Annotated in this window: 12 protein-coding genes and 1 pseudogene; 8 read left to right on the top strand and 5 right to left on the bottom strand. The window is 66.3% G+C overall.

The features are described from left to right. Positions 1–4: 4 nt before the first annotated feature. From V5279_RS29545 to V5279_RS29530, 4 genes are all read right to left on the bottom strand, one after another. On the bottom strand, positions 5–1,177 hold the full coding sequence (locus V5279_RS29545) for a M20 aminoacylase family protein (protein WP_338690634.1): 1,173 nt from the start codon (positions 1,175–1,177) through the stop codon (positions 5–7). Positions 1,178–1,319: 142 nt separating this feature from the next. After that, positions 1,320–2,627 carry an adenylosuccinate lyase gene (gene purB, locus V5279_RS29540; protein ID WP_338690632.1) on the bottom strand — a complete coding sequence of 436 codons (1,308 nt, stop codon included), beginning with the start codon at positions 2,625–2,627 and terminating at the stop codon, positions 1,320–1,322. 323 nt (positions 2,628–2,950) lie between these two features. Further along, the gene (locus V5279_RS29535) at positions 2,951–3,619 is read right to left on the bottom strand and encodes a response regulator transcription factor (protein ID WP_338690630.1); all 669 of its coding nucleotides are present in this window, start codon (positions 3,617–3,619) and stop codon (positions 2,951–2,953) included. Position 3,620: 1 nt separating this feature from the next. Then, positions 3,621–4,994 (bottom strand): histidine kinase, encoded by a 1,374-nt coding sequence (locus tag V5279_RS29530; RefSeq protein ID WP_338690628.1) that lies wholly within the window; start codon positions 4,992–4,994, stop codon positions 3,621–3,623. Positions 4,995–5,279: 285 nt separating this feature from the next. Between V5279_RS29530 and V5279_RS29525 the strand changes: the two genes are divergently transcribed. The 7 genes and pseudogenes from V5279_RS29525 (at position 5,280) to V5279_RS29495 (ending at position 10,757) form a co-directional block, all read left to right on the top strand. Continuing rightward, entirely contained in the window at positions 5,280–6,047 is a 768-nt protein-coding gene (locus V5279_RS29525; RefSeq protein WP_338690626.1) for a MotA/TolQ/ExbB proton channel family protein, read from the top strand. Next, complete coding sequence (locus tag V5279_RS29520; protein WP_029081630.1) at positions 6,044–6,718, top strand: hypothetical protein; 675 nt, start codon at positions 6,044–6,046, stop codon at positions 6,716–6,718. The genes V5279_RS29525 and V5279_RS29520 overlap by 4 nt, the downstream gene beginning before the upstream one ends. Then, the gene (locus V5279_RS29515) at positions 6,711–7,319 is read left to right on the top strand and encodes a hypothetical protein (protein WP_338690624.1); all 609 of its coding nucleotides are present in this window, start codon (positions 6,711–6,713) and stop codon (positions 7,317–7,319) included. Before V5279_RS29520 ends, V5279_RS29515 begins: the two co-directional genes overlap by 8 nt. 413 nt (positions 7,320–7,732) lie before the next feature. Continuing rightward, entirely contained in the window at positions 7,733–7,867 is a 135-nt protein-coding gene (locus tag V5279_RS29510) for a hypothetical protein (protein ID WP_256375171.1), read from the top strand. Continuing rightward, a complete protein-coding gene (locus V5279_RS29505; RefSeq protein WP_338690622.1) occupies positions 7,864–8,457 on the top strand; it encodes a TetR family transcriptional regulator in 594 nt (197 codons plus the stop codon). The genes V5279_RS29510 and V5279_RS29505 overlap by 4 nt, the downstream gene beginning before the upstream one ends. A 95-nt stretch (positions 8,458–8,552) precedes the next feature. Beyond that, a pseudogene (locus V5279_RS29500) lies at positions 8,553–9,291 on the top strand (metallophosphoesterase family protein). A 5-nt stretch (positions 9,292–9,296) separates the two neighbouring features. Next, on the top strand, positions 9,297–10,757 hold the full coding sequence (locus V5279_RS29495) for a bifunctional serine/threonine-protein kinase/universal stress protein (protein WP_338690620.1): 1,461 nt from the start codon (positions 9,297–9,299) through the stop codon (positions 10,755–10,757). A 214-nt stretch (positions 10,758–10,971) separates the two neighbouring features. Here the strand turns inward: V5279_RS29495 and rpe are convergent, their stop codons facing one another. Continuing rightward, positions 10,972–11,673: a ribulose-phosphate 3-epimerase gene (gene rpe / locus V5279_RS29490; RefSeq protein WP_029081625.1), complete on the bottom strand. Its 702-nt coding sequence runs from the start codon at positions 11,671–11,673 to the stop codon at positions 10,972–10,974. Positions 11,674–11,925: 252 nt separating this feature from the next. Between rpe and V5279_RS29485 the strand changes: the two genes are divergently transcribed. Next, complete coding sequence (locus tag V5279_RS29485) at positions 11,926–12,738, top strand: EF-hand domain-containing protein (protein ID WP_338690617.1); 813 nt, start codon at positions 11,926–11,928, stop codon at positions 12,736–12,738. Positions 12,739–12,881: the final 143 nt, after the last annotated feature.

The raw sequence follows: 12,881 nt of genomic DNA, 5'->3' as shown, positions 1-12,881 counted from the left end.
GACCTCATCCCGCCGGCATCTGCTTCTCGACCAGGCGCACCCAATAGGACGCGCCGTGGCCGAGGATGTTGTCGTTGAACTTGTAGGCCGGGTGATGGCACATCGGGCCTTCGCCCATGCCGAGGAACATGAACGCGCCGGGGCGCGCCTCGAGCATGAAGGCAAAATCCTCGGCGCCCATCACCGGCACCAGATTGTCGTTGACGCGGTCGGCGCCGACCACGTCGCGGGCGACCTCGGCGGCGACACCGGCCTCTCGCGCGTGGTTCAGCGTCACCGGATACATGCGCCCATAGTCGGTCTCGGCCGATCCGCCATAGGCTTTGGCTATGCTGGAGGCGACCTCGCCGATCCGGCGCTCGACCAGATCGCGCACTCCCGGATCCAGCGTGCGCACGGTGCCGCCCAGCGTCACGGTCTCCGGGATCACGTTGAAGGCGGTGCCGGCTTCGAACATCGTGATCGAGATGACGGCGGATTTCAGCGGATCGACATTGCGCGACACGATCGACTGCAGCGCATTGATGATCTGGGCGCCGATCAGCACGCTGTCGACCGCCTCGTGCGGGGCGGCGCCGGCGTGGCCGCCCTTGCCGTGCACGACGATTTTCAGCGTGTCCGACGAGGCCAGCATCGGGCCCGGCGTGGTCGCGAAATAGCCCTCGGGCAGACCGGGCATGTTGTGCAGGCCATAGACCTCCTGGATGCCCCAGCGGGTCATCAGCCCGTCGTCGACCATCGCCTTGCCGCCGGCGCCGCCTTCCTCGGCGGGCTGGAAGATCACAACCGCGGTGCCGTCGAAATTGCGCGTCTCGGTGAGATATTTCGCGGCGCCCAACAGCATCGCGGTGTGGCCGTCATGGCCGCAGGCATGCATCTTGCCGGGAATCTTCGAGGCGTAGGCGACGCCCGAGGCCTCCGCGATCGGCAGCGCGTCCATGTCGGCGCGCAGCCCGATGGTCTTTCCAGAGGTGGACTTGCGGCCGCGGATCACGCCAACCACGCCGGTGCGCCCGATCCCCGTCACCACCTCGTCGCAGCCGAACTCGCGCAGTCTGTCGGCGACGATGCCGGCGGTGCGGTGGACTTCGTAAAGCAGTTCAGGGTTCTCGTGGAAGTCATGGCGCCAGGCGGCCATTTCATCCGAGAGGGCGGCAACGCGATTGACGATGGGCATGGGGTGCGTCCGTTTCTTGTTGTCGATAGCGGCGTCGGTTCGTAGGGCGGGTCAGCGTAGCGCAACCCACCGCTTTGTCACGGAAAAGCGACTGTCATTCCGGGGCGATGCTTCGCATCGCTCCGGAATGACAAAGAGATGCTCAGCTCTCGCCGAACACCCGCTTGAAGATCGTGTCGACATGCTTGAGGTGATAGCCGAGGTCGAACTTCTCCTCGATCTCGGCATCCGTCATGTACTTCTTCACATCGGGGTCCTGCTTCAGCAGCGTCTGGAAGTCGCCTTCGCCGCGCCACACCGGCATCGCGTTGCGCTGCACGAATTGGTAGGCGTCCTCGCGGCTGGCGCCCTTCTGGGTCAGCGCGATCAGGACGCGCTGCGAATGCACCAGGCCGCCGAGCCGGTCGAGGTTCTTCTGCATGTTCTGCGGATAGACCAGGAGCTTCTCGATCAGGCCGGCGAGGCGAACCAGCGCGAAGTCGAGCGTGACGGTGGCGTCGGGGCCCATCATGCGCTCGGCGGAGGAATGCGAGATGTCGCGCTCGTGCCACAGCGCGACGTTCTCCAGCGCCGGCGTCACATAGGCGCGCACCATGCGCGACAGGCCGGAGAGGTTTTCCGACAGCACCGGGTTGCGCTTGTGCGGCATCGCCGACGAGCCCTTCTGGCCCTCGGAGAAGAATTCCTCCGCTTCCAGCACCTCGGTGCGCTGCAGATGGCGCACCTCCACTGCGAGCCGCTCGACCGAGGCGGCGATCACGCCAAGCGTTGCAAAATACATCGCGTGGCGGTCGCGCGGGATGACTTGCGTCGAGACCGGCTCCGGCCGCAGCCCCATCGCTTTCGCGACGTGCTCTTCGACCCGCGGGTCGATCTGGGCGAAGGTGCCGACCGCGCCCGAGATCGCACAGGTCGAGATCTCGTCGCGCGCAGCGACCAGGCGGGCGCGGGCGCGGGCGAACTCGGCATGGGCATAGGCGAGCTTGAGCCCGAAGGTGATCGGCTCGGCATGGATGCCGTGGGAGCGGCCGATGGTCGGCGTCATCTTGTGCTCGAAGGCGCGCGTCTTCAGCGCCGCCAACACCCGGTCGAGATCGGCAATCAGGAGGTCGGCGGCGCGCTTGAGCTGGACGTTGAGGCAGGTGTCGAGCACGTCGGAGGAGGTCATGCCCTGGTGCACGAAGCGCGCCTCGGGGCCGACGATCTCGGCAAAGTGGGTCAGGAAGGCGATGACGTCGTGCTTGGTCTCACGCTCGATCTCGTCGATCCGTTCGACGTTGAAGGTGGCATCCTTGCCCTTGGCCCAGATCGTCCTGGCGGCTTCCTTGGGGATCACCCCGAGCTCGGCCAGCGCGTCGGCGGCATGCGCCTCGATCTCGAACCAGATCTTGAAACGCGTCTGCGGCTCCCAGATGGAAGCCATTTCCGGGCGGGTATAGCGGGGGATCATCGAAAACTCCGAAGCGGGGCGGGGGGCGCTGGGCTGCTCCCGGCCGAATTGTTTTTTACGCCGTGCTTTAGCAAATCGGGCCCCGGGAGGCCACCCATTCGGGGCATTTGGAGGGGAAAACCGGTGCTTTCGGAGGGTCGAAAAAGGGCGGTTGAGCGGGCGCCGCTTAACCTCGCCCCGCGTGCGGGGAGAGGTCGGAACGCATCGCAAGATGCGTTCCGGGTGAGGGGGAGTCTCCGCGCACCTGTCTGTCACCGAATCTGCGGAGACAGCCCCTCACCCCAGCCCTCTCCCCGTAAGAACGGGGAGAGGGAACGGTCCAGCTACAGGTTCGCCAGGCCGCATTCGACGGCGAGGCGGACCAGCTGGGCGTCGGTCCGCATGCCGGTCTTGGCCTTGATCAGATAGTGGTAGTTCTGCACGGTCTTGGTGCTGAGGTTGAGGTTGGCCGCGATCTGCTCCTTGGTGTTGCCGGCCGCGAGCTGGCGGAGGATCTCGATCTCCCGCTCGCCGAGCTGGTCGAGCGCCGATCTGGTCGGCACCAGGCTTTCCAGCGCGAGCACCCGCGCGACGTCGTCGCTCATCGCGTGCTCGCCGCGCGCCACCGAGCGGATCGCGGCGATCAGCTCGGCCGGCTCGCTGCCCTTGGTGACGAAGCCGCTGGCGCCGGCGCTGAACGCCGCCTTCACCTGGGCGGCCTCGCTGTGCATGCTGAAGACGAGGATGCGGGCATCGGCGTCGCGCGCGCGGATGTTGCGGATCGCTTCCAGCCCGCTCGCGCCGGGCATCGAGATGTCCATCACCACGACGTCGGGCGTGTGCGACTTGAACTCCCGGTAGGCGTTGGCGGCGTTGTCGGCCTCGGCGACCACGCGGAAATCGTCCTGGTGCTCGAGCACGCGCCGGTAGCCCTGGCGGACGACGGGATGATCGTCGACCAGCAGGATCGAGATGCCTCGAGTCTTCGCTTCTATCGTCTTCGCGGTCGTCATCTCAGGCAGCAAGCGGGATCGTGGCGGCGACGGAGAGGCCGCGGCGGGCAGCCGCAATCGACAGCGAGCCGCCGAGCGCTGTGACGCGCTCGCTGACGCCGGTGAGGCCGAAGCCCGCTGACTGCGCCACCTTGGCGGCATCGCCGCCGCCATCGTCCTCGACCCGCACCAAGAGCGCGTTCTCGGCTCCGGTTCGCCGCTCGATCCGCAGCACGATCTCGCGCGCGTCGCTGTGGCGCAGTGCGTTGGTGAGGCACTCCTGCGCGACGCGATAGGCGGTGGCCGCGACCGTGCCGCTGATATCGGCAAGGTCGCCCTGCATATCGAGCTGGATCAGCGGCTGCGTCGCCGCGCGCGACCGCCAGCTGTCGACCAGATCGACCAGGCTTGCCTCCAGCCCGAGCTCCTCGGCCGGTGGATGGCGCAGCCGATTCAGCGTATCGCGCAGGCAAGCCATGATGCGGCGCGTGGCCTGCGAGATCATCCGTGCATCCTGCGCAATTTCGGTGCCGGCGGCGTATTTGTCCCCGGCGCTTGCCTCGATCGTGTTGGCGAAGGCCAGGATCGCGGTGAGGTTCTGGCCGAACTCGTCGTGCAGCTCGCGCGCCAGTGTGCGGCGTTCGTCGTTGCGGATTTCGAGCAGCCGCCGCGTCAGCACCGTGCGTTCCTCCTCGGCCTCTGCGAGGCGGTCGCCGAGATCGCCGACGGCGCGTCCAATCATCGCGAGGTCCATCGAGCGGACGCGCGGCAGCGGGGTGCGGTACTCGCCGTCCGCCATCCGCCGCAGCGCGGTGACGATCGCGTGGGCCGGCGCCAGCGTATGCGCGATGGCAAGCGAGGCGAGCAGCGCGATGGCGAGTGCCATCAGCAGCGCGACATGGATATTGTCCAGGATGTGCTGCCAGGCGAGCGCGGTGGCGGCATCCGGATCGGAGGTCGCGCGCACGGTTCCCGCGGTCGCAGTGCGGGCGCTGATCGGCCGTTGCACCGTGGCGTGATCGCCGAGCACCGCCTGCACCGTGGCCGCGAACCAGCGCGGCGGCGCCTTGCCGATGCCCTTGCTCTGGCCGCAGAGCGGCTTCTCGAAGGCGCCGGCCGGTTCGAATTGCACGCAGATCCCGGGCGCGATCAGCCCCATGGTTTCGATGGTGCGCCACTCCGGCGCCGGCAGCAATTGTTCGCGCATCCGGTTGCTGCGCAGCAGCAATTCGCGCCAATACAGCGCCTCGAGCGCCTGCGAGACCCGCTCGGCGGACGCCTCGGTGGCGCGATCGACGCTGCGATAGGCGTCGATCGTGGCCCAGACGGTGGCGGCGCCGAGGCACAGCGCGACGATGACGAGCAGGCGGACGACCAGTTGAAGCACGAGGCGCATGCGATCACTCCACGGCCGGAACATGATCCGGAAAAGCGTGAGCCGGTTTCCCTCGCGACAAACGCGGAACGCGTTTGCGCGGAGGTCATGCTCAAACGAGAGAGTGATGCTAACAGCACCGGTATTCCCCGCCAATCGCAAGCATGCGAAGCTATGCAGGTCGGGAAATTTGCCCGACGAAACTTGGGCAGATGTCTTTGGACGGCACCGGCCGGCTCTGCTCTAACGGCAAATGAGGCCGCCGCAGAGCCTCATGGAACAGTCGCCACAGGGAGCGAGCGCAGCATGGATGCCAAGGTCGAAGCTGCGGCCGCGTCGGCCGGCACGGACGCCGCGGAGCGCAGCGTCCTGCTGCTCTGGATGATCTTCACCGGCCTTTCGGTGTTCGCCACCTTCCTGCTGTGGCGCTACGGGCTGATCCGCCTGATGGTGTCGTCCGACCGCACCTACATTTCCAGCGTCATCGCCGTCCTCTACATTCTCACCTGCATCCATTGCTTCTGGCGGACGCGGGCGATCGCGCGGGAAGGCGAGGTGGCGCGCGGTTGCCGCGCGATCCTCGCGGCGCCCGACGGCGCCAGGGCGCTTGTGTCAGATGCGCGCGGCCTGCCCGGTGGTCTCGTCACCGACCACATCAAGAGCCTGGTGCAGAAGGCCGAGGCCCAAGCCAGGGGTCGCATCGACCAGACCCTGCTGCTGCGGACGCTGGCCGACCGCCTGCGCGGTTCCAACGGCTTCGGCGCCTTCGTCTCCGACACGCTGATGAAGCTCGGCCTGCTCGGAACTATCATCGGCTTCATCATCATGCTGGCGCCGATCGCCAGCCTCGATGCCGCCGACAAGGTCGCGATGAAATCGTCGATGGGGCTGATGAGCGACGGCATGGCGGTCGCGATGTACACGACGCTCGCCGGGCTGATCGGATCGATCCTGGTCCGGATCCAGTATTACATGCTCGATTCCGCGACCCAGCGGGTGTTTTCCGATGCCGTCGTGCTGACCGAGACGCACGTCACCCCGGCCCTGGAGCGTCGCCTTGGAACGCCGACATGATGGATGAGTTCGGCCTCTATCCGCGCGAGGAGCCGTTCGATCCGCTCGGCGTCATGCTGTTCAAGGCGCTGCAGGTGATCGCCTTCCTGTTCTTCCTGGCGCTGCTCGCGGTCTCGCCGGACTCCAAGGAAGGCAAGATCGAATCCAAGGCCGAGTTCATCATCACGATGGACTGGCCGGACAATCATCCTGACGATCTCGACCTGTTCGTGCAGGACCCGGCCGGCAACATCGCCTGGTACCGGCATCGCGAGGCCGGTTTCCTGACGCTCGACCGCGACGATCGCGGCGGCGCCAACGACTTCATCATCGTCAACGGCAAGAAGATTGCGTCGCCGATCCGCGAGGAGATCGTCACGCTGCGCGGCATCGTCGCCGGCGAATACACCGTCAACATCTCGCATTTCGTGGCGACGACCGGCGAGCCGGTGCAGGCCAATGTCAAGGTGCAGAAGCTCAATCCGACCGCGCAGGTGATCTTCGACGACAAGCTGACCGTCGATCACACCGGCGACGAGAAGACCGCGGTGCGGTTTCGTCTCGATGCCGAAGGCAAGGTGATCAACGTCGACCGGCGGCCGAAATCGTTGCTCGAGACCTTCCGCAGCAGCTGGCGCAACGGCGCCGATGTCGATCCGAAAACCGGCGTCAGGGTGATCGGCCGTGAATAGCCTGCAGTCAATCATCCTCACGCTTGCGGTCGCCTATGCGGTGATCGGCGCGCTGCTCTTGATCGTGCTAGTCTATGCGCGGCTGCACTGGTCGCTGAAGGCGTTCGTCATCGTCGTGACCAGCGCGTTCTACTTCGTCAGCTTCGGCGGCATGCGCGGCCTGCTCGGCTGGGCGTCTGCAGAAAGATTGCCGGCAAACTTCAAGCTGCTGTATTCGCGGATCGTGGAGCCGCATTCGCTGGAGGGCGACGCGGGCTCGATCTATCTCTGGGTCGAGGAGCTCGACGAGGACAACCGGCCGAGCGCGGTGCCGCGCGCCTTCCGCATTCCCTACAGCGACGCCTTGGCCGAGCAGACCCACACCGCCGAGAACGAGATCAAGGCCGGGCATCCGCAGGGCGGACGTGCGGCCGATTTCGGCGGTGGCGACGGCACCATCATGGACCTCGTCAGGGAGTACATCACGCCGAAGACGATCCTGGAGACCACCGGCGGCGATTCCACGACGGGGACCTTCGTGCCCCCGCCGGCGGGCGCGCAGGGGGCGGTCTTTACGCCGCTGCCGCCGCCCCGGATGCCGCCCAAGGACGAGCAGCAATAGCAGGACGCGCACCATTCAGAGGAGTGGCACAAAAATAGGGATCGCCAATAATCAGTCAGCGGGGTGGACAGTAATCATCCGGAATTCCTCAATTCCCTGAACCGTGTAGTCTGTGGATAACCGGGGCTAGATTTTATCCCGAAGCCATTTTTCCCGGCAAAGGGGCCGCTGCGTGAAGCGGCCCCTTTCGATTCCTGCCCCCAGGTCCGACCCCAGGTCCGACCCGCATGTCCCGCAGCGGGCGCGTCCCGTGCATAGCTGTCATCCTCAGGATACTGTCTGACAGATATTGAAATCTGTCAGCGAGATGGTGTATATACTGAACAGCCCAAGGGAGGAGGGCGCCCAGTGGTTGTTCCGGCGTTTGGCCGGGAGAGCCGTACGTAATTTGACTACCTCGAAGGACTGCCTCCATGACGATAGAAATCTTTCAATTGACCGCCCAGATTCAACAGTGGCTCAATCTTCGCGTCGCCCGCCACTTGGCCGCCCAGGCCGCCAAGTTCAGCCGCGGCCAGGACAGCGATAACCAGACGGTAAACGCATGAACGAGGCGGTGGTTTTGACTCCCGAGCGGATCCTCGAAGCAACCGAGGATGTTTTGAGGCGCTTCGGGCTCGCCAAGGCCACCGTTGTCGACGTTGCCCGTGCGCTGGATGTCAGCCACGGCAGCGTCTACCGCCATTTCCCCAGCAAAGCCTCGCTCCGCGACGCGGTCGCCAAACGCTGGCTCGACCGCGCCAACGAACCCCTGTGCAAGCTCGCGGCCGCCTCAGGCCCGGCGCCGGAGCGGCTGGAGCAGTGGCTGCGCACCATGTTTGCGATCAAGCAGAAGAAGGTCTGCGACGATCCCGAGATGTTCGCGACCTATCTCGCGCTCGCCCAGGAGGCGCGCGAGGTGGTGGAGGCCTACAAGGACAAGCAGGTCGATCTGGTCGCAAAAATCCTCTCCGATGGCGTTGCGCAGGGCGTGTTCGATATCGACAACGTCAAGGCCACCGCGCGTGCCGTGTTCGACGCCACCGTCCGCTACCACCACCCGGCGCATGCCGAGGAATGGGCCAAGCCGGAATGCCCGTCGCGGATCGACGCCCTGATCAGCTTGCTGATGAAGGGGCTTCAGGCCTGCAAGCACTAGGCAGCGCTTCTTCCCATATCCCCTGAACGTCAGATGCCTTCGGCCCGATTGCGAGCCCGGGGCCGCATGTGCTTGATGTCGGACGAGGATCAACAATGCGGCTTGCACTGTTTGCCGATATTCACGCCAACCGGCAGGCCTTCGCCGCCTGCCTCGAGGCCGCGCGTGCGCGCGGCGCCGAGCGGCTGATCTGCCTCGGATATCGTCGGCTACGGCGCCGATCCCGAATGGGCCGCCGACACCGTGATGGACCTCGTCGCAAAGGGCGCGATCGCGGTGCGCGGCAATCATGACAATGCGATCGGCACCCCGAGCGACAGCATGAATGCCGATGCGCAGGCCGCCATCGACTGGACCCGCGAGAGGCTCAGCGCCGCCCAGAAGGCCTTCCTCGCCGGCCTGCCGCTCAGCCGCGAGGAGGACAACCGCCTCTACGTGCACGCCGAGGCCTCCGATCCGGCGAAGTGGCGCTATGTCCGCGACACGTCGGATGCGGCGCGCAGCATGATGGCGACCGAACTGCAGATCACGTTCTGCGGCCACATCCATCGTCCCGGGCTCTACTCGATGTCGTCGACCGCGAAGATGACGAGCTTCGTCCCGACCTCGGGCGTATCGGTGCAATTGCTGACCGGGCGGCGCTGGCTTGCGGTGCTCGGCTCGGTCGGCCAGCCGCGCGACGGCGATCCCGCGGCGTCGTTTGCGATGTTCGACACCGCGAGCCGCGAGCTCACCTATCTGCGGGTGCCCTACGACGTCGCGACCGCCTCCGCGCGGATCAAGGCGAATGGCCTGCCGCACTGGCTGGCCGACCGTCTGCCGATCGGCCGGTGACTGACATGGCGGCGCGGACGATGCGGCCGGGCGCCGAAATCGATGGCTTCACCATCGGCGAGCGCGTGCACCGCGGCGGCATGGCGACGCTGTGGACCGTCACCCATCCTGGCATCACCGTGCCGCTGCTGATGAAGGTGCCGCTCACCTCGGAGGGCGAGGATCCGGCCGCGATCGTCAGCTTCGAGATGGAGCAGATGATCCTGCCGCGGCTGTCCGGGCTGCACGTGCCGGCCTGTTTCGGCACCGGCGACTTCGAGCGCCAGGCCTATGTGGTGATGGAGCGCATCCCAGGGCAGACGCTCTACAAGCGGCTCGGCGATCTGCCGCTGGCTTACGAGGAAGCGAGGGTGATCGGCGGCAAGGTGGCGACTGCGCTCGCCAGCCTGCACCGGCAGAACGTCATCCATCACGACATCAAGCCGAGCAGCATCATGTTCCGCGAGCGCGGCGAGGCGGTGCTGATCGATTTCGGTCTCTCGCATCACAACCATCTGCCCGACCTGCTGCAGGAGGAGTTTCGCCTGCCTTACGGCACCGCGCCCTACATGGCGCCGGAGCGTCTGCTCGGGGTGCGCGACGATCCGCGCAGCGACCTGTTTTCGCTCGGCGTGCTGCTCTATTTCTTCACCACCGGCGTCCGCCCGTTCGGCGAGACCGAGACCCTGCGCGGCATGCGCCGGCGGCTGTGGCGCGATCCGTACCCGCCGCGCGAACTGAGGCCCGATTATCCGCTTTGGCTGCAGGAGATCGTGCTGCGGTGTCTGGAGATCGACCCGGCCGCGCGCTATCCGACCGCGGCGCAGCTTGCCTTCGATCTCGGCCATCCGGAGCAGGTCAAGCTGACGGCGCGGGCGCAGCGGCTGAACCGTGATCCGCTCGGCACGGTCTGGCGCCGCCGCTTCAATCTCGGCGCGGCGCCGCCGCAGCCGAAGTCCGACGTCGCGGCGCAACTCGCCTCGAGCCCGATCGTCGCCGTCGCGCTCGATCTCGGGGAGGGGGCGGAGACGCTGAACGACACCATCCGGGTCACCGCCGAGCGGGTGCTGTCGACGTCGCCGTCGGCGCGGCTCGCCTGTGTCAACGTGTTGAAGCTCAATCGGCTGGCGATCGACCGCACCCATGACGAGCAGGGCCAGAACAAGCACATCGACCGGCTGGTGGCGCTGCAGCACTGGGCGCGGCCGTTCAAGCTGGAGGAGAGCCGGCTGACCGTGCATGTGCTGGAGGCGATCGATCCGGCGGCCGCCATCCTGGAATTCGCCGATGTCAATCTGGTCGATCACATCATCATCGGCGCGCGGCAGAGTTCGATGCGGCGCGCGCTGCTCGGCAGCGTCTCCGCCAAGGTCGCCGCGGAAGCGCCGTGCACGGTGACCGTGGTGCGGCCGTCGCGGCTGGCGCCGTCGACGGATGCGGGCGACGACGCGGCGGATGCCGCGGTGACGCCGCCCGCGTTGTTCTAATTGTGTTGCGATTAGGCTGAGCTGGAACGGCATCGAAGGTTTACCTCTCCCTTGGGAGAGGTCGATTTGCGCAGCAAATCGGGTGAGGGGTAACGGTCTATCGAGAGAACAAGAGCCCTCACCCGGATTGCACTGGACGATGCTTCGCATCGCCAAGCGCAATCCGACCTCTCCCCGATGGGGAGAGGTGAAGCGAAGTCGCGGCCGCAGCCGATCAGATCGCTTCGCCGCGCGCCGCTGCCGCGGCGTTGCGGATCGCGGCGATATTGGTCTTGTAGGCCTCGACCGTGCCGCCCTTGAACACGGCGGAGCCTGCGACAAAGGCGTTGGCGCCGGCGGCGGCGAGCTGGCCGGCAACATCGGGCGCAACGCCGCCATCGACCTCGATGTCGATCGGCCGGCCCGCCGTCATCGCCCTGACGTCAGAGATCTTGCCGATCGCCGAGCGGATGAAGGCCTGGCCGCCGAAGCCGGGATTGACCGACATGACAAGCACGAGGTCGATCAGGTCGAGCACATATTCGATCGCGCTCGGCGGCGTGCCCGGATTGAGCGAGACGCCGGCCTTCTTGCCGAGCGCGCGGATCGCCTGCAGCGAGCGATGCAGATGCGGGCCGGCCTCGGCATGCACGGTGATGTGGTCGCAGCCCGCCTTGGCGAAGGCCTCGAGATAGGGATCGCAGGGCGAGATCATCAGATGGGCGTCGAAGATCTTCTTGGTGTGTGGCCGCATCGCCTTGATGACGTCGGGGCCATACGAGATGTTCGGCACAAAGTGGCCGTCCATCACGTCGAGATGGATCCAGTCGGCACCGGCTTGATCGACGGCGCGGACCTCCTCGCCGAGCTTTGAGAAATCCGACGCCAGGATCGAGGGCGCGATAACGAGGGGACGCGGGGTGAATGACTGAGTCATAGCGCAGTTCCGAAAGACTTCAGGGGGCGACGGGTGATCCCGCCTAACATGCGGACGCCTGGCGGGCAATGCGAGCGGACGGCGTTCGCCAGCCGGAAAAATCTGCCCCTGGCGGCAGCTCTTGCCGGGTGCGCGGAACCCGCATCGGTGCGCCAAGGCCTGGATTTATTGGGTTTTTGCCATGGCACACCCCTTGCTGAGCCACTGAGAAGCGTTTGAGCCGCGGGGCCGCGGCCTTGTTGGAGTATTGCCATGCTATTTGCGTTAGGCGCTGCGTCGTCCGCCATCGATCTTCTGAGCTCGCTGATGTCGTCGAAGTCGACGGCGCAGACGGGCAGCTCCAGTTCGGGAAGTCCGGCGACCGGCCTGTTCGCGCCTGCGACCAGTACCTCGACGTCGGCCAGCACGAGCACCAGCACCGGATCGGGCTCTGGCTCGACGCAGATTTCGGCGGAGACGATGAGCGCACTGCTCGCCGCGCAGAGCCAGTCGCAGACCACGTCCTCCACCAGCACGACGCCGACCAGCCGGTCGGACGCACTGCAGGACCTGTTCTCGCAGATCGACGCCGACGGCAACGGCCAGATCACCAAGACGGAATTCGAGAATGCGCTCGGCGCCGGCGGCACCAACACCGCACAGGCCGACGACGTGTTTGCCAAGCTTGATGCCAATGGCGACGGCAGCGTCAGCCTCGACGAGATGTCGCAGGCGCTGCAGAGCCACAAGGGCGGCGGCCATCATCACCATCACGCGGGCGGCGCGACCGACGGATCCGGCTCCAGCAGCGGATCGAGCTCCGATCCCTTGATGCAGGCGCTCGACGGCGCAACCTCGACCTCGGTGACCAACAGCGACGGCTCGACCACCACCACAATGACCTATGCCGACGGCTCGAAGGTGTCGATGACATCGCCGGCGGCGGCCTCCACCACCAGCAGCACGACCTCGTCCTCCGCTAGCAGCAGCGCGACCTCGTCCTACAATTTCATCGAGCAGCTGATCCAGCGCCAGGCGCAGGCGATCTCCGCGCAGGCTTCCTCGAGCGTGTCGGTCAGCGCCTAAGGCGCTACCATGCCTGATCGGGTCTGACCGATAGCTCCTTGCCTCGCCCCGCGTGCGGGGAGAGGCCGGAACGCATCGTAAGATGCGTTCCGGGTGAGGGGGAGTCTCCGCGAACGTCACTGTCACCGTCTACGCGGCGGCAG

Source organism: Bradyrhizobium sp. 26S5 (assembly GCF_036923295.1).
GTDB lineage: Bacteria > Pseudomonadota > Alphaproteobacteria > Rhizobiales > Xanthobacteraceae > Bradyrhizobium > Bradyrhizobium septentrionale.
The sequence above is the reverse complement of the archived record's forward strand: the minus strand, read 5'-3'. Positions and strand labels throughout refer to the sequence as shown.

Bases quoted from the DNA above. Each gene is read 5' to 3' on its own strand.
- V5279_RS29545 (WP_338690634.1), bottom strand. From the start codon at position 1,177: ATGCCCATCGTCAATCGCGTTGCCGCCCTCTCGGATGAAATGGCCGCC.
- purB (WP_338690632.1), bottom strand. From the start codon at position 2,627: ATGATCCCCCGCTATACCCGCCCGGAAATGGCTTCCATCTGGGAGCCG.
- V5279_RS29535 (WP_338690630.1), bottom strand. From the start codon at position 3,619: ATGACGACCGCGAAGACGATAGAAGCGAAGACTCGAGGCATCTCGATC.
- V5279_RS29530 (WP_338690628.1), bottom strand. From the start codon at position 4,994: ATGCGCCTCGTGCTTCAACTGGTCGTCCGCCTGCTCGTCATCGTCGCG.
- V5279_RS29525 (WP_338690626.1), top strand. From the start codon at position 5,280: ATGGATGCCAAGGTCGAAGCTGCGGCCGCGTCGGCCGGCACGGACGCC.
- V5279_RS29520 (WP_029081630.1), top strand. From the start codon at position 6,044: ATGATGGATGAGTTCGGCCTCTATCCGCGCGAGGAGCCGTTCGATCCG.
- V5279_RS29510 (WP_256375171.1), top strand. From the start codon at position 7,733: ATGACGATAGAAATCTTTCAATTGACCGCCCAGATTCAACAGTGGCTC.
- V5279_RS29505 (WP_338690622.1), top strand. From the start codon at position 7,864: ATGAACGAGGCGGTGGTTTTGACTCCCGAGCGGATCCTCGAAGCAACC.
- V5279_RS29495 (WP_338690620.1), top strand. From the start codon at position 9,297: ATGGCGGCGCGGACGATGCGGCCGGGCGCCGAAATCGATGGCTTCACC.
- rpe (WP_029081625.1), bottom strand. From the start codon at position 11,673: ATGACTCAGTCATTCACCCCGCGTCCCCTCGTTATCGCGCCCTCGATC.
- V5279_RS29485 (WP_338690617.1), top strand. From the start codon at position 11,926: ATGCTATTTGCGTTAGGCGCTGCGTCGTCCGCCATCGATCTTCTGAGC.